The organism is Marivivens aquimaris (genome assembly GCF_015220045.1).
Classification (GTDB): domain Bacteria; phylum Pseudomonadota; class Alphaproteobacteria; order Rhodobacterales; family Rhodobacteraceae; genus Marivivens; species Marivivens aquimaris.
Map to the genome: position 1 here is coordinate 38920 of NZ_JADBGB010000003.1, position 14455 is coordinate 53374.

Sequence of the window (14455 nt, forward strand, 5' to 3'; positions counted from 1 at the left end):
CGATTCAGTCGAGAACCAAAGGGCCAGAAAGACCACCAAGGAGGAGAGAGAAATGACATTTATCAACCAAAAGACGCTCCGCGCCTGCCTGAGCGGAACATCGGCCCTTGCACTGGGCCTGATGATCGGTGCCGGATCTGCCACAGCCGACGGTGCCGCGGATCTCTTGCCGCAGGAATATCGGGATGCGGGCGTTATCCAGCTTGTGACCGACGCAAACTACCCGCCCTTCCAATATATCGACGAAAACGGCGAGATGGTCGGCTTCGAAGTCGATCTCTGGGATGCGATTGCAGAGCGTCTGGGCGTGGAGATGGAAGTCACCTCGGTGGCCTTCGATTCAATGATCCCCGGCGTGCAATCGGGCCGGTGGGATATTGCGATGGAAGGTATCACGGATAACCCCGTGCGCCGCGAGGTCGTGAGCTTCGTCAATTACGGCTACACCACCTCCTCCGCCTATGTGCTGGAGGAAAATGGCGAGGGGATCGAGGATCACCTTGACCTGTGCGGCATGAATGGCGCGGCGCAAAGCGGCACCGAATGGGTCGACATGATTGCTGAAACGCTGTCGGATGCCTGCGTGGCCGATGGCCAGGAACCGATGTCCGTGTCCGAATACGGCACCGGCAATGACGTGCTGCTGTCGCTCTATTCCGGGCGCACCGATTTCGTCCTGACCTCGGCGGCCTCGGCGCGTGAGATCATGAACAACGCGCCGCGCCCGGTCAGCGTTGTCGCCGTCGACATCCTGCCGCGCCAGCCCAGTGGCATTGCATTCCGTCCCGAGGAAATGGACCTGGGCGAAGCGATCCTGGAGGCCCTGCGCGAGATCATGGCCGATGGCACCTATGAGGCGATTTATACCGAATGGGACGTGACCCCGATGATGATGACGCATGAACCCGGCATCAACTCGGAGACCATTCCCGCGAACTGAACGATAACGGGGTTCGGCAGGGATGCCTGCTGGACCTAGCCCTGCGGTTTGCCACGGAGCGATCATGGACCTGCCGTCACCCATCCCTGACCCTGCCAAAGGCGGCAATGTCGGCGAAACGCCACTGCTGACCTATGTTCCGATCCGCGGCTATGGCCGCAAGGCCGCTGCCGCCGTGTTGCTGATCATCCTGGCGTCCTTCCTGATCTCGATTGCCGATAACGACAATTTCGGCTGGCCTGTCGTCGGCCAGTATCTCTTTGACGACCGCATCATATCGGGGCTCGTCCTGACCTCCTGGCTGACGGTGGTCACGATGGTGATCGGTATTGTCCTGGGGACCATCCTGGCGATCATGGCAATGTCATCCAACAGAGTCATCTCCGTCGTCGCCAATACCTATCTGTGGTTCTTTCGCGGCACGCCGGTGCTGGTGCAGCTGATTTTCTGGTACAACCTGGCGGCGCTGTTTCCGGATCTGTCGATCGGCATTCCCTTTACCTCGCTGTGGTATTCGGTCGACACCAACACCGTAATCACCCCCGTCATGGCTGCCATCCTCGGCCTAGGGCTGAACGAAGGGGCCTATATGTCCGAGATCATCCGCAGCGGGCTGATGTCGGTCGATTCCGGTCAGCGCCAGGCGGCGAAATCACTTGGCATGACCAATGGTAAGGCGCTGTGGCGGATCGTGATCCCTCAGGCCATGCCGATCATCATCCCGCCGACCGGGAACCAGACCATCGGGATGCTCAAGACGTCCTCGCTGGTCAGCGTCATCGCGCTGTCCGACCTGCTCTATTCGGCGCAGACCATCTATTCGCGCAATTTCCAGACCATCCCGCTGCTGATCGTGGCCTGTATCTGGTATCTCACCGCGACGTCGATCCTGACCGCGATCCAGTCCCGGATCGAACGCCATTACGGGCGCTCCTTGCTGCAAGCCGACGCGCCCATCCGCTGGCGGCTGTTTCGCTCATCCTAGGGGAGTCCTGTCATGTCAGAAGCGATGGTCGTGTTTGACCGAGTATCCAAGAGCTACGGCGCACTGGAGGTCCTCAAGGAGATCAATCTAGAGGTCGCCCCCGGCGAGGTGCTCAGCCTGATCGGCCCGTCCGGTTCGGGCAAATCCACGCTGCTGCGCTGCGTCAACCACCTGGAGCGCATCGATGGCGGCAGCATTACCGTGGATGGAGAGCTGATCGGCTATCGGCAGGTCGGCAATCTGGCCTATGAGCTGCCCGAGAAACTGATCGCCAAGCAACGCGCCCAAATTGCGATGGTGTTTCAGAATTTCAATCTCTTCGGCCACATGACGGTTCTACAAAACGTCATCGAGGCCCCGATTCAGGTTCTCGGCGTGCCCAAGGAACATGCAATCGATCTTGCCAAGGGTATCATTGAACAGGTCGGGTTGGGGGACAAGCTGGATACCTATCCGCGCATGTTGTCCGGCGGCCAGCAGCAGCGCGTCGCCATTGCGCGGGCGCTGGCGATGAAGCCCAAGCTGATCCTGTTTGATGAACCCACCAGCGCACTTGACCCCGAACTGGTCGGCGAAGTCCTGGACGTGATGCGCGCCCTTGCCGAAGACGGCATGACGATGATGGTCGTCACCCATGAAATGGCCTTTGCCCGCGACGTCTGCCACCGCGTTGCATTCATGGATGGGGGAAAGATCGTGGAATGCGGCCCGCCCGGCGAGGTGCTGGTCAACCCGCGCCACCAGCGGACCCGCACCTTTCTGTCCAAGGTCAACTAGGGCCGTAGTGATGCCAGGTGCTTCATGAAACCACGCCATAGGACCGAGCATTGGGATGTGATCATCGTCGGCGGCGGCATCATGGGATGCTCTGCCGCCTTTTATGCCGCGCGGTCCGGCCTGCGCGTGCTGCTTTTCGAACGCGACACCCCGGGTTCCGCGCAATCGGGCCGCAATCTGGGATTTGTCCGCCAACAGGCGCGCGATTTCAGGGAAGTGCCACTTGCCATGGGCGCAATCCGTCTTTGGCAGGATCTGGAGTGCGACCTGGGCCGCAAACTGGGCTGGCATCAGGGCGGCAATATCGTGCTGGCCCTGTCCGAGGATGACATGGCCGGGCAGGTTGCCTGGCGGAAAGAGGCGCAGGGCTACGGGCTGGACACGCAGATCTTGAGCGCGGCAGAGGTAGCGGAGAAACTGCCGGGCCTGAACCCAAATGCCAATGTGTTGGGGGCCATGTTCACTGCATCTGATGGCCGCGCGGAACCTGCGCAGGCAACACGCGCCTTCCTGGACGCCGCCGTCGAGCATGGTGCGGAGGTCATCTCGGGCCAGCTTGTGTCAAGGCTGGAAAGGGCAGCCGGGGCTGTCTCCGGGGTCTGGTCCGCAGGCAGGCTTTACCGTGCGGATACAGTCATCTGCGCTGCCGGAGCGAAAAGCGCCGGGTTGCTCAGGCCGCTTGGCGTCAAGCTGCCGCAGGAAATCATTCGCGCCACCGTGGCCAAGACCGAGCCTCTGGCCGCTCCGTTTCCGCTCTGTGTGTCCTGCCCGATGACCGGCATGCGGCAGGCCGCCGACGGATCGCTGCATCTGTCGGTGGCGGGTGGCGAATATGACGTGCGAATGGATTCCGTTCGCTATGCAAGCTGGTACATGAAGGTCCGGAAGGAGCAGCCCGATGCCTCGCGCATCAATTACCTGTCCCCCCTTCGGCGTCTCCTGTCGCGCGGCGCGCCGCCGCCCCTGGCTGACATTCCGCCGACACGCGACTGCGTCCCCCCGAACCGTGCCCGCATTGACCAGGCACTCGCTGAGGCCGCCGATTTCTTCCCCGCATTCTCCAACCTGCGGGTTCGCGCAAGTTGGGCAGGCTATATCGACACGTTGCCGGATATGGTCCCCGCTCTCGGCCCTGTGTCAACAACCAGCGGCCTGCTGGTCGCCACCGGCTTCAGTGGCCACGGTTTCGGCTTGGGTCCAATGGTGGGCAGCGTCTTGTCGCAATTGGCTCAGGGGCGGGAACCCGATGTCGATATCAGTCAACTCTCACCCGAGCGGTTTTGGTAACGTAGGCTATTTGCTTCGAATGACCGGATTGTCCCGTGTCTTGATGGCTCGTGCGTGGTGCGGCGACAGGTTGGTTTGAAATCCACCAATACTGGTGTTGTTGAACGGCGGATTCGACGACAAGTGCGACATCGCTGCATCTTTTTTTCCGCATCTCCGCGGAAATGCTGCATCAGCAATAGCCGCAACCGCACAAGACCGGAATGTCCCGCTCAGCCGACCTTTATGGCGCCTACGTAGAACGGCTGCTTTCTGCACGACCTACGAGTCCAGCGAACTTGCCATCATCAATTCCACTTCGCCGGCGAGCACTCATGAATGCAGAAGAGACCAATCTCTGTCCGCTTACCGAAATTCTCGCGATGCAGCACGAAATCGCGCGATCGAAACATGAACATGCGCTGCACATGACATTGCCCAACCAACTGAATTCACTTGGAAATCGGCACCATCCATCACTGGGACAACCTCTTCGCCCTCTCCGACATTCTGACCAGGTGTGCACTGGCGGTTGTGGCTGCCGCTCGTACAACTGCTGGACCCTGTGCTACGCCTCGCCCAATACCCTCACCGGTGGTCAGCGCGCCGATCCGTGATCTACCCTTGACGCCAGCTGTGTTAAAGAGTCCGCGCATGATCCCACTAGATCCAGCAACAACTGCGGGCGCGGCCGCAACCATCAGGTTTCCCGAGATACCACGCACGATCAGGGGCGTTGCTGCCACAAATCCCTTCGCCAGAAACACCATCACGAAGAACGGCACGAGCGATCCGATATTGGTTGCGGAGTTCGGATCACCGAGCTGGGCTAGCAGCGAATTCGCCATGCCGACAACGGTCGAGAACATGGCTGCGATGACGATGGGGTAGAAGGCGTAGCTGATCGTTGTCGAGACCCATCTGTGAAAGAAATCCTTGGTCGCATCGAAGAGCGACAGCGCGATCATGATCGGCGCGAGCCCGAGCATCAGGGTCAGCATCATCTTAGCAAAGATGAGGACGATGCCGGTCATGAAGCCGAGCAGGCTGAGGAGCACGAGGCCAATCCCACCTAGGATCGCGCCGGTCATCCAGTTCAGATTGCTGCCGATCGCGTTCAGATATGTCGCGAAGCGCTCGATCAGGTTGTCGAACTCTCCTGCGAAATGGGTGGCACCTGCCCCTGCTCCACCGACTGACGACACCAGCGCGCCGGCGACATAGTCGAGGCCCCCGATCACGGCATTGGCGACCGCGTTGAAGTTGGCCCAATTGAAGGCGAACAGGCCGATCAGCATCAGCTTAATGAGATACCAGAAGAAGCTGGCCCCATCCATGCTTCGGAACTGGAAGGCCATGTTGATGCAGACGCCGATCAGCGAGAGTGTGACCATCAGCAGGACGATCGTGCCGGTATTGCTCGCCACGGCCCCGAACTGAGACTCGGCCGCATCGACAAGGAAACCGTCAGCGGTTTCGACCATCCAGCTGACCACGCTCATTACCAGTTGCCTTGTGCTTCACAGAGATCCTGTACTGCGTGGCGCAGATCATTGCGCTGCTGCCTGATGTCCCGCTGCGCTGCTGTATGTTCCGCAGCAGAGGCCAGGAGGTACCTTTCCTCGAATTCTTCCGAGGCCTCTTCCCATCCCGGGAAGCGGACGTCGCAGTCACAGTTGCCAGTCTCGACGATCTGTTCCCATGCCCGCAGCTCGTAGAGGTCCATCAGAGTCAGTGCCTTGTAGGCCTCGCGTGGGTGGACCTCGTCCATCCAGGTCGGACGTGCTGGCCGGTCGTTGCAGATCCGGTACTGTTGGGGCGAAATGGTGACGGTGAGGTCGTTCGTCACCTGAGGCGCGGTCTGGGCCGCGAGGGGCGCGGCCAGCAGGGTGACAGCGGCGGTGAGGGTGATCTTGCGCATGGGGATTTCCTTTCGGTTCATTCGGCCGCGACCGTGGGGCGCTCGGCACCCCCGGCTGGACCCGTGTTCTGGTCTGGATGTCTCGCCTGCCCCGGCAGGAAGAACTCGGTGATGCCGCGGGCGCCATTATGACGGCCGGCCTGAATGATCACGTCGATCGAGCCCTCGATGTAGTCCACCATATCGGCATAGGTCATCGGCACATCGGTTTTCAGGGCGGCGATGGCGAGGCGGCGAACAGCAAGTTGTGGGGTCTCGGCATGCAAGGTGGTCAGCGAGCCGCCATGCCCGGTGTTGATCGCTTCGAGGAAGGTCATGGCCTCGCGACCCCTAACCTCACCCAGCACGATACGGTCGGGCCGCATCCGCAGGGTGGAGGCCAGAAGTACATCGGCGTTGCGGGCGTCTGCGTCGCGATCTGCGATCAGCGTCACGGCATTCGGCTGCTCGGGCCGCAGCTCAGCTGCCTCCTCGATCGTGATGATCCGTTCCTCGGGCGGGATCAGCGAGAGGATCTTGCGCGCCGCGACCGTCTTGCCGGTCGAGGTGCCGCCCGAGACGATCATGTTGAGCTTGTTCTCGACGCAGAACCGCAGGGCGGCGTCGATATCGCCGGAGGCCACCACATCGCGCAGCGCGGCGTTGCGTTCGCGACGCAGCCCTTCGAGGCTGCGCTCCTTGCCATACAGGAATCCGAGCCTGATGCCCTCCAGCGGCAGGGAGGAGAAGAACCGAAGTGAGATGGAGAACCCGCCCTCGACGGCGGGAGGCTGGATCACCTGCGCCCGGATCGGACGATCCCGGTAGAGGATCGAGACCGAGACGATGGGCTTCTTGGTGCTGAGCGTGGTCGAGGCGGCCGAGGCGATCTGGTTGCCAAGATCCTTGATCTCGGTCTGGGTGAGCGGGATGCCGAGGCCCCGCATGAAGTGATCGCCCTGTAACTCGCCCCAGACCCGCCCGTCGGGGTTGATGCAGATCTCGATCGTGTCGTCCCGATGCACAGGCGCGCCTAGACGGTCGAGCGAGGCTTCGAGATAGCTCGCCGCCATGTCAGAAGATCTCCAGGTCGCGGTCGACCATGACCGTGATCCGCGTGCCTTGTTCGACATGGATTACTGGCCGGATCGTCAGATAGTCCTGCATCACGCTTTGCGTGCTGTCGCGCAGGTCCGTACCGACATCGCTCGCAATATCGGCGGCGGCTTCATCCTCGATCTGTCCGGCTGCTGCTGCAGGTAATACCCCGATCAGCGAAATAAGCGCGGCCGAGCTGAAGCGCTGCGCGAAACGCGTGTCGACAAATCCGGTGGTACCGGTACGGCCAAGTTCGTCACCCCCGAAGGCGCTGATCTGCACGGTCTGATTGTCGGGCAGGATGATCCGATCCCAGGCCACCATGACCCGCGACTGTGCCAACGCGACATCGGAGCGGTAGCGCCCCACGAGACGCGCGCCGCGCGGAATCAGGACGCGCGTGCCGTCAAAGGAATGGACGTCTTCGGAGACGATGGCGCGGATCGCGCCGGGCAGTGTGCTGTCGAGGGCCGTCTCTGTCACAGCCTGAATCATGGTGCCCTGAACAACCGTGTTCGATGGGTTCGCGATCACTTCGGCACGTGTCACCTGTGCTGGTTGCGCGCCCGAACGAACAAAGGCTTCATCTGCATTCAGACGCGCGGCTTCCAGCGTATTCTCCCTATCCGCACCCGCGCCCATCCCCGAGAAGGCGATCATAGGAGACGCGATGCGCTCTGCGCGGGCCTCGGCTTCGGCTGCGCGCCGCCTTTCGAGTTCGGCCAGCCGCAATTCTTCTTCACTTGGTCCCAATGAGGTCGGCTCTGGTGGTGCAAGCCGTGCAAGCTCCAAGTCCATGCGGAGCTGATCCAATTCGCGATCCCGCTCGGTCAGCTGCCGCTCGAGGGCACGCTGCGCCTCGGCGGATGCTTCCTGTAAGGTGGCAATTTGCGCCGTCAGGTCCGCAATAGCCTGCTCCGCCCCGCTATCCGCGGCCTCGGCCGGTCTTGCGCGCAGTTCCTCGAGTTCCGCTCTCAATGTCGCAAGACTTTCCATCAGCGCGAGTTCAGACTCGCTCGGACCTGTGTCCGCAGGCGGGGCTTGGCTGGGCTCCGGGGTAGAAATCGGCGCCAGATCTCCGAATCCGGGGCCGCTGCTCTGGAACTCTTCCGGCGCGGCGGTCGCCATTGGTGCTTCTGCCGACGGCTGTAGCGCAGCCCACGCCAGACCACCTGCTGCCGCGATGCCGACGACCCCAAGGATCGCGGCAAGCGGCGCAGGCCGCTTGTTGGCCTTCGCTTTGCCAGTCGAGCCTTCGAGAGCCGCGAGGCGCGCGGCGAGGTCTTCCGTACCTTCGGTCATGATGTGGCCTGTCCTGCGTCCTGGACGCAAACCACCTCTTCGCCAAGGCGAAGGACCCATTGTCGGTTGACGCCGGACACGCGGATGACGCCGTCACTCAAGGCCTGGCTGTTGACCGCGCGTTCCCTGCCGTTCGAATATCGGAAGATGGCGGGCACCGGCGCGTTCCGTGAAAACCGGAAATACGTAAAGGTACCATCATCCCAGATGGCCGTCGGCGTGAACTCTTCTCGGGCACTGACCGCATAGTTCGCGTTCGGCGCATCGGCCGCAACCGCCTTGGTGGGTTGCACGCGGTTTTCAGGATAGCGGAACTGCACGACATAGTGCGGCGTCTCCCGGGCTTCGACGACATGGAAGTAGTAGGAGCGGCGGTTGGTGTAGACGGTGATGTTTGTGGCGACGCCAGACGCTGTTGGTTTGATGGCGAAGGCGCGGCCACCCGGGACACCGTCGAATTGAAATCCTACCGTATCGCCGGCGATGATCGAACGGATGGTTTCACCCTCACCGAATTCGACTGTGGTGACGCGGGTCAGAGTCGTGACGACACGGTAAACTTGGCCTTCGGTCCAGGACGCCACGCGCACGCGATTGTCGTGAGAACCTGGGCGGGGCGTGGTCTCGGCCAAGGCAGTTGTTCCCGCGAACGCGAGAATACTGGCAGCCAACAGGGTAGTGATTGGAGTACGGGTCATTCGGAACGGTCCGATCGGATTGCATATTGGGTGACGGTGAAGCCGAACGGGTTTTGCCAGACATCGTCGATCGCACGGGTTCGCTCGGGCTGGAAATCGAACATCAGCGTCACTGTGAACGATCCATCCTGTGCCCCTTGCGGGCTGGTCAGACGCTTTCTGAGACGCACTTGGGCGCGGTTCTCGCCAATAAGGGTGATCGACGCGATCTCGACGGCCATTTCTGCCGCCGGCCCATATCGTGTCGGCGGATAGCTCTCCTGCCCTGACGTCCACATCGCGCGCATGCTGGCCTCCGCCGCCCCGGAGGACTGAGCCAGAACGCGGCGGACACGAAGATCGTTGTCGAGCTGGTTGTAGGTCTCGCGGTCGAGAATGTAGCGGTAGATTTGCGCCTCGATCACGGCGGGCCGTTCCGCAAGTGATACGGTTTCGACCGTGGCGTTCGGCAGGGCCAAGCCCGTCGCGGGATCATAGGGTACGACGACCGGTAGGGGCGTCTCGACCATCAGGGCGACGACCGCGGCCGCAAGGCAGCCCAAGACGCCGAAACCCGCCCCGCCAAGCCCGATCATCCGCCAGAGGTGTTCCCGGCGCAGCGCGCCATGGATCAGTTCCTCTTCCACGAATTCGCGCGCACTCACCCTCAATGCCCCGCTCATGGTTGAAGCTCCGGCAAAGTGAAGTCCATGTAGCGCTGTTCTTCAGCGATGGTTGCGGCATCGACGAGACCGGTATTGCCTGCGCCAAGAGTCTGGATGGCTTCAAGCTCCCACATGCGCGTGAGGGCGATGGCAAGCTCCGCCGTCACGCGGGTGTTGTGGTCCATGGACGCCTTCAGATCTTCCATATCCGGGATCATTTCGACCAGACGTTCGACGCGCTCAAGAGATTGTTCCGCCTCTGCGTGGCTGTTCTGCGCCGCCGCTGACATCACAGCACCTGTGGTTGCCCGCGTGGCGACACCTTCCGCGCCCGGATTGCCGCTGGTGGCGATTTCGCGAAGTGAATCTTCGTCAAACCCGGCACTTGCCAGAGCCTGTTCCATCTGCGAGCGCATGGGCCCGGCATTTGGCCCGATCAGAGCACTCCAATCGCCCGCCTGGACCCCTCGGATCAGGTCGGGAATGTCGGCCAGATCGGTTTCGAGCAGGTTGTCGAGATCACCGCCCATGGCGAGGCCGAGTATGCTACGCGGCCCGGTGAGGGAGGCATACATCTCGTTCAACTGTTGGAGCTGGCCTTGCAGCGTCTCAAGCTGCGCAAGCGCATTGTCCAGAAGGTCGGTCTGAATCCCGAAATCCTGCAGCATCTGCTGAAGCTGGCGAATTTCCTGAGCAATGTTCTGGGTGTCCACCGTGGGCACACCCTGTGCCGCGGCAGGTCCAGTGACCGTTAGGGCAAGCGCGAGAGCGATGCTACCGGCGAAAAGGGAACGGGGCGGGCGCAGGTTCAACGCAAATCCTCCTGACTGAAATCCATGTATTGCCGCTCCGCGGCTTGAGCCGCGGCCAAGGCGATTTGCTCGGCGCTGAGTGGCTCGATTTGGGCGGCCCTGATCCGGGTCCGGATTGCGACCAGCCGGGCAAGCTCGGCCCGGGCATAGGTGTTGAGTGCGATGGCCTCGTGCAGGTCTTCGGTTTCGCCAATGCGGGTGATGATGTCCTGAACGCGCAAGGCTGCCGCACGTACCGAGACCAGCGAATAATCGCCATAGACGCCCGCGCCATGGGCCGAGAGGCTGAAGCTCGCGTTCGCCAAAAGGACAGGGTCGATGGTGCCGAGCGCATCGATGCCACCCACGGCGGCGAGATAGCTGTTGTATTGCTGCGGGATCACCACAACGTAATGCTGGGTTTCCGCGAAGGGCGGGATGCCGCCGTAGTTCTGAACGTTGCCCGGGCCTGCGTTGTAAGCGGCAAGCGCATGTATGATGTTGCCGTCGAACATGTTCAGCATCTGCGCGAGGTAGCGCGCGCCGCCAGTGACCTGCAGCCAGGGGTCGTCGTAATAAGCCGGGTAGATCCCGAGATCGCCCGCGGTGCCGGGCATGATTTGCGTGAGGCCAAACGCCCCAACGGGGGAGCGCGCGCCGATCTGGAAGCGGCTTTCCTGCCAGATCAGCGCCTGCAGCAGGCAGCGCCATTGCACGAGAGAGAGGCCTGCGCGGCTTACGCCGGGCAGGCTATGGGTGTGACGCGCCGCGCGGATGATGAGTTCCTCGATCCCTTCTCGGGCATCGCCGAACATCCGGGCCGCGGCCGGGTTGTTATCCTCGGGCGCATAGAGGCTGGCCGCAGCACTCTCGACGTCACCAACAACCCCCTGCCCCGCCTCGAGCCCGGCCACGGTGCCTGCGACATCGCCGGAGCCGAGGGACATGGCATCCATCAGCCCTTCGAGGGAGGCGAGTTGCTGACGCTCGATCTCGGCCAGTTCCTCCACGCGGCTTAGCCGGTCCTGCTGCAGTGCCAGGTCCCGATCAGTCTGCTCAAGGATCGCCTGCCGCTCTGCGAAGAGGCGCAGATCGAAGGTTGGCACGCCTTGGGCGACCGCTGGCCCCGCCGTGGGACCTGCCAGTGCAAAGCCGATCATCGAGAGAGGAAGCCAGGTCCGCATGCGCTTAGCCACCCGCTCCCAGCATCACGAAATCGCAGACCGTGTCGCGGCGCGTAACCTCAGCCTCTATGGTTGAGATCGTCGTCGTGGCAGCAGCCGTCTGCGCGGGCGCATCGCGGAAGTTGAAACAGTTGGCCAGACGGGGCTCATGTTGCGCACAGGCCGTCAGGGTCAGGCCAAGGCCAAGCAGCACTGCGCTGCGGGTGATTGTACGGGTCATGTCACTCTCCAGAAATCTTGTCGTTCGCGGTAATCAGGGCCGACCAATGCCTCTCCCTTTTCCATGCCGCCGAGGATGGTCACTAGGGGGCCGAGGGCGCTGAGATCGGCATCGATCACCACAGCACCCCGGTCATCGCGCACGAGCGCCAGCCGCGAGGCCGACCCGACGCCCAGAAGCACGTCCAGCTCTTTCTCGCTGAGGCCGAGCATTGCGTAATCCGCAGCCGAGGCGCGGATGTTGGGCAGAAGCACCTGCGTCGGCACGGCTTCGACGATGGTCTTGCCGGTCCGGGTGCGTTCGAGCTGGCTGGCATACTGGGTCATCATCACGACGACCGCGTTCTGCTTGCGGGCAGTCACCAGCCAGTTCGAGAGCCGCTCCGCGAAATACGCGTTGTCGAGCGCCTTCCAGGCCTCGTCGATCACGATGATCGTGGGCTTGCGGTCCTCGATCACACGCTCGACGCGGCGGAAGAGATAGGAGAGGACTGCCATGCGTTCCCGCTCGCTCTCGGAATCGAGGATGCCGGTCAGGTCGAAACCTGCCACGTCGCCGTCGATACTGAATGTGTCGTCCGCGTTCGCACCGAAGATCCAGCCGTAGCGCCCTTCGGATGTCCATTCCTGCATGCGCTCAAAGAGGTCGCCCTCATCATCGGTCGAAACCAAAAGCGATGCGAAATCCGACCAGTTCCGCAGGGCCGCGTTCCCGGCACTCGCGTTCTGGCGCACGACCTCTTGCAGGCGGTTGGTCTGCACCGGGGTCAGAGGCCGGTCCCGGCGCTCGAGGAGGCTTGCGAGCCAGTCGGCAAGCCAGGCCTGACCGCGCGCATCGATCTCGGTCTGCAGCGGATTGAGGCCCGTGGGACGCCCTGCCCGCACCGTCGAATAACTGCCGCCAAGCGCGCGGACGGCCATCTCCATGCCAGCGCGATAATCGAAAACGAAAACCCGCGCACCTGCCCGCCGGGCCATGGTCATCAGGAAAGCCGCCAGCACGGATTTGCCCGAGCCGGGGCGGCCGAGGATCAGGGTATGCCCTCCCGTGGGCTCACGGTCCGGTGCGCCCTGTTCGTGGAAGTTGAAGCGAAAGCCGCTGCGCTCGGGTGTCGGAAAGAGCGTGATCGGCACGCCCCACGGCACTTCCCGGCCAGTCTTTCCGAGCGGGGTGCGGTGGAAGGTGGCGAGATCGGCGAAGTTGTGGTTCGTGATCGCTGCCTTGCGGCTGCGCGCCCCGGTATTCCCCGGATGCTGCGCCATAAAATGCGCCCGTGCTCCGAATGCTTCCGAGATCAGGTTGATGCCGGAGGTGGCGGAGATGTTGCGGATCTCGGCCGCGATGTCGTCGAGCGCCGCTTGGGTGCGCGCATAGACCGCCACCGTCATGTGGTGCTCGCCGAAGATCAGGCGTTTGGATTCCAGATCGTCCTGCGCGAGTTCCAGTTCCTGGGCGAGACTGACGGCCCCGTCATTGGCGGCTTGCATCAGGCGCAGCTGCCGCTTGATCCGGCCCGCCATGATGTTGGCGTTGATCGGTACGAACGAGTGGGTGACGACCATATCGACGGGCAGGTTCAGCTCGTCGAGCATCAGGCCGTCGGTCTTGGCCGGGTAATTCTTCACCGCGAAGATCGCGCCGAGCTTGTCGCCGACGGCACCGTCGGAGAGCGCGATGGTCGTGCCGCGGAATGTGACGCGGGTATTGGCCAGGTCCTCGGCGATCACGCCGAGGCGCGACCTCGGGAAGAGCGGATGCTCTTCGCCAGTGTTCAGTGACCCTAGGAAGCCCAGAAGCTCGCCGGTGCTGGCCGCAAGCAGCCGGGGTTTCAGCTCATCGAAAGACGACAGCAGAAATCCCACCACCTCGTCGAGTTTGCGCAAGCGCCGAGTGGTGTCGGCTGCATGCCGGGCGCGGGACGCGCCAAGACCGAACGGTAAGCGGCTGCCCGCCTCGGGACGTTTCAGCACCGTGAGGGTCAGCGATTTGTCGCGCAGACCCGAGCGTCCAAGATGGGTGCGCCAGCGCTGATCGACGGCGGCCGCGAACCCCTCGCCCGGGATGGGCGGCAGCGTCACATCGACTGCTTTCGAGACCTTGTGCAGGTAGAATGAGAACTCGGTCCCGACCTGCGCCACGATGCCAGCCAGCAACCCTCCGATCCGGTCGAGATGCCCGTCCTCGCTCGTGGTGCTGTTCACCCCCTCAAGTCGGATGCATTGCATCAGCTCGTTGCCGCGTGTCCGGATCGTTCGGTCGTTCACGAGGCTCACATAAGGCAGCATCATTGAGAGCCGTTTCTCGCCCTTGACCCAAGCGGGCAGCGCCGTGAGCGGATCGAGCGCCTCCGCCACGTTATCGGCCAGTTCATCACGGGGCATAGCTGTCGCCCCCGTGCAGCTTGCGGTTCGTCGTGGGCGGGGTTTCTTGCAAGGTGATCACCAGGACATCGAGAAAGTTCGGATCCCAGTCCGCGGCCTTCCAGAGCGCCGGCCAGGCCAGTCCCGCGAACAATGCTACCACCCAGCTCTGCACCCAGAGGAACAGGAGCGTCGAGCCGAAGAGCCAGACCATGGCGTACATGATCGGCAAGCCCATCAGCTTGGGTGGCCTGAGAAGGCCGATGAACACGCGGGACTGGTCAGCCATT

15 protein-coding genes are annotated in these 14455 nt (G+C 62.5%); 4 read left to right on the plus strand and 11 right to left on the minus strand.

Annotated elements, in window-relative coordinates; genetic code table 11:
• Nucleotides 1-52: 52 nt before the first annotated feature.
• The 4 genes from IF204_RS17380 to IF204_RS17395 all read left to right on the plus strand — a co-directional run bounded on the left by IF204_RS17380 (nucleotide 53) and on the right by IF204_RS17395 (nucleotide 3989).
• Nucleotides 53-940 (plus strand): ABC transporter substrate-binding protein, encoded by an 888-nt coding sequence (locus IF204_RS17380; RefSeq protein WP_194098441.1) that lies wholly within the window; start codon nucleotides 53-55, stop codon nucleotides 938-940.
• A 64-nt stretch (nucleotides 941-1004) separates the two neighbouring features.
• Nucleotides 1005-1925, plus strand: a complete 921-nt coding sequence (locus tag IF204_RS17385; protein WP_194098442.1) for an amino acid ABC transporter permease — start codon at nucleotides 1005-1007, stop codon at nucleotides 1923-1925.
• 12 nt (nucleotides 1926-1937) lie between these two features.
• Nucleotides 1938-2702: an amino acid ABC transporter ATP-binding protein gene (locus IF204_RS17390; RefSeq protein ID WP_322743308.1), complete on the plus strand. Its 765-nt coding sequence runs from the start codon at nucleotides 1938-1940 to the stop codon at nucleotides 2700-2702.
• 24 nt (nucleotides 2703-2726) lie between these two features.
• The gene (locus tag IF204_RS17395) at nucleotides 2727-3989 is read left to right on the plus strand and encodes an NAD(P)/FAD-dependent oxidoreductase (RefSeq protein ID WP_194098443.1); all 1263 of its coding nucleotides are present in this window, start codon (nucleotides 2727-2729) and stop codon (nucleotides 3987-3989) included.
• A gap of 455 nt (nucleotides 3990-4444) precedes the next feature.
• Here the strand turns inward: IF204_RS17395 and IF204_RS17400 are convergent, their stop codons facing one another.
• Genes IF204_RS17400 through IF204_RS17450 form a run of 11 tightly spaced genes read right to left on the minus strand, consistent with a single transcriptional unit; the run spans nucleotide 4445 to nucleotide 14454 of the window.
• A complete protein-coding gene (locus IF204_RS17400) occupies nucleotides 4445-5470 on the minus strand; it encodes a type IV secretion system protein (protein ID WP_194098444.1) in 1026 nt (341 codons plus the stop codon).
• Nucleotides 5470-5910: a hypothetical protein gene (locus tag IF204_RS17405; protein WP_228069589.1), complete on the minus strand. Its 441-nt coding sequence runs from the start codon at nucleotides 5908-5910 to the stop codon at nucleotides 5470-5472. The genes IF204_RS17400 and IF204_RS17405 overlap by 1 nt, the downstream gene beginning before the upstream one ends.
• Nucleotides 5907-6941, minus strand: coding sequence for an ATPase, T2SS/T4P/T4SS family (locus tag IF204_RS17410; protein ID WP_194098445.1), 1035 nt, complete (start codon nucleotides 6939-6941; stop codon nucleotides 5907-5909). The genes IF204_RS17405 and IF204_RS17410 overlap by 4 nt, the downstream gene beginning before the upstream one ends.
• Nucleotide 6942: 1 nt before the next feature.
• A complete protein-coding gene (locus IF204_RS17415; RefSeq protein ID WP_194098446.1) occupies nucleotides 6943-8268 on the minus strand; it encodes a TrbI/VirB10 family protein in 1326 nt (441 codons plus the stop codon).
• Complete coding sequence (locus IF204_RS17420) at nucleotides 8265-8966, minus strand: TrbG/VirB9 family P-type conjugative transfer protein (protein WP_194098447.1); 702 nt, start codon at nucleotides 8964-8966, stop codon at nucleotides 8265-8267. The genes IF204_RS17415 and IF204_RS17420 overlap by 4 nt, the downstream gene beginning before the upstream one ends.
• Complete coding sequence (locus IF204_RS17425; RefSeq protein ID WP_194098448.1) at nucleotides 8963-9628, minus strand: virB8 family protein; 666 nt, start codon at nucleotides 9626-9628, stop codon at nucleotides 8963-8965. Before IF204_RS17425 ends, IF204_RS17420 begins: the two co-directional genes overlap by 4 nt.
• On the minus strand, nucleotides 9625-10422 hold the full coding sequence (locus tag IF204_RS17430; protein ID WP_194098449.1) for a type IV secretion system protein: 798 nt from the start codon (nucleotides 10420-10422) through the stop codon (nucleotides 9625-9627). The genes IF204_RS17425 and IF204_RS17430 overlap by 4 nt, the downstream gene beginning before the upstream one ends.
• The gene (locus tag IF204_RS17435) at nucleotides 10419-11585 is read right to left on the minus strand and encodes a lytic transglycosylase domain-containing protein (RefSeq protein WP_194098450.1); all 1167 of its coding nucleotides are present in this window, start codon (nucleotides 11583-11585) and stop codon (nucleotides 10419-10421) included. Before IF204_RS17435 ends, IF204_RS17430 begins: the two co-directional genes overlap by 4 nt.
• Before the next feature lie 4 nt (nucleotides 11586-11589).
• Nucleotides 11590-11805 (minus strand): hypothetical protein, encoded by a 216-nt coding sequence (locus tag IF204_RS17440; RefSeq protein WP_127561468.1) that lies wholly within the window; start codon nucleotides 11803-11805, stop codon nucleotides 11590-11592.
• On the minus strand, nucleotides 11802-14186 hold the full coding sequence (locus IF204_RS17445; protein WP_194098451.1) for a VirB4 family type IV secretion/conjugal transfer ATPase: 2385 nt from the start codon (nucleotides 14184-14186) through the stop codon (nucleotides 11802-11804). Before IF204_RS17445 ends, IF204_RS17440 begins: the two co-directional genes overlap by 4 nt.
• A complete protein-coding gene (locus IF204_RS17450) occupies nucleotides 14176-14454 on the minus strand; it encodes a type IV secretion system protein VirB3 (protein WP_194098452.1) in 279 nt (92 codons plus the stop codon). Before IF204_RS17450 ends, IF204_RS17445 begins: the two co-directional genes overlap by 11 nt.
• Nucleotide 14455 lies beyond the last annotated feature (1 nt).

Bases quoted from the DNA above. Each gene is read 5' to 3' on its own strand.
- IF204_RS17380 (WP_194098441.1), top strand. From the start codon at position 53: ATGACATTTATCAACCAAAAGACGCTCCGCGCCTGCCTGAGCGGAACA.
- IF204_RS17385 (WP_194098442.1), top strand. From the start codon at position 1,005: ATGGACCTGCCGTCACCCATCCCTGACCCTGCCAAAGGCGGCAATGTC.
- IF204_RS17390 (WP_322743308.1), top strand. From the start codon at position 1,938: ATGTCAGAAGCGATGGTCGTGTTTGACCGAGTATCCAAGAGCTACGGC.
- IF204_RS17395 (WP_194098443.1), top strand. From the start codon at position 2,727: ATGAAACCACGCCATAGGACCGAGCATTGGGATGTGATCATCGTCGGC.
- IF204_RS17400 (WP_194098444.1), bottom strand. From the start codon at position 5,470: ATGAGCGTGGTCAGCTGGATGGTCGAAACCGCTGACGGTTTCCTTGTC.
- IF204_RS17405 (WP_228069589.1), bottom strand. From the start codon at position 5,910: ATGAACCGAAAGGAAATCCCCATGCGCAAGATCACCCTCACCGCCGCT.
- IF204_RS17410 (WP_194098445.1), bottom strand. From the start codon at position 6,941: ATGGCGGCGAGCTATCTCGAAGCCTCGCTCGACCGTCTAGGCGCGCCT.
- IF204_RS17415 (WP_194098446.1), bottom strand. From the start codon at position 8,268: ATGACCGAAGGTACGGAAGACCTCGCCGCGCGCCTCGCGGCTCTCGAA.
- IF204_RS17420 (WP_194098447.1), bottom strand. From the start codon at position 8,966: ATGACCCGTACTCCAATCACTACCCTGTTGGCTGCCAGTATTCTCGCG.
- IF204_RS17425 (WP_194098448.1), bottom strand. From the start codon at position 9,628: ATGAGCGGGGCATTGAGGGTGAGTGCGCGCGAATTCGTGGAAGAGGAA.
- IF204_RS17435 (WP_194098450.1), bottom strand. From the start codon at position 11,585: ATGCGGACCTGGCTTCCTCTCTCGATGATCGGCTTTGCACTGGCAGGT.
- IF204_RS17440 (WP_127561468.1), bottom strand. From the start codon at position 11,805: ATGACCCGTACAATCACCCGCAGCGCAGTGCTGCTTGGCCTTGGCCTG.
- IF204_RS17445 (WP_194098451.1), bottom strand. From the start codon at position 14,186: ATGCCCCGTGATGAACTGGCCGATAACGTGGCGGAGGCGCTCGATCCG.
- IF204_RS17450 (WP_194098452.1), bottom strand. From the start codon at position 14,454: ATGGCTGACCAGTCCCGCGTGTTCATCGGCCTTCTCAGGCCACCCAAG.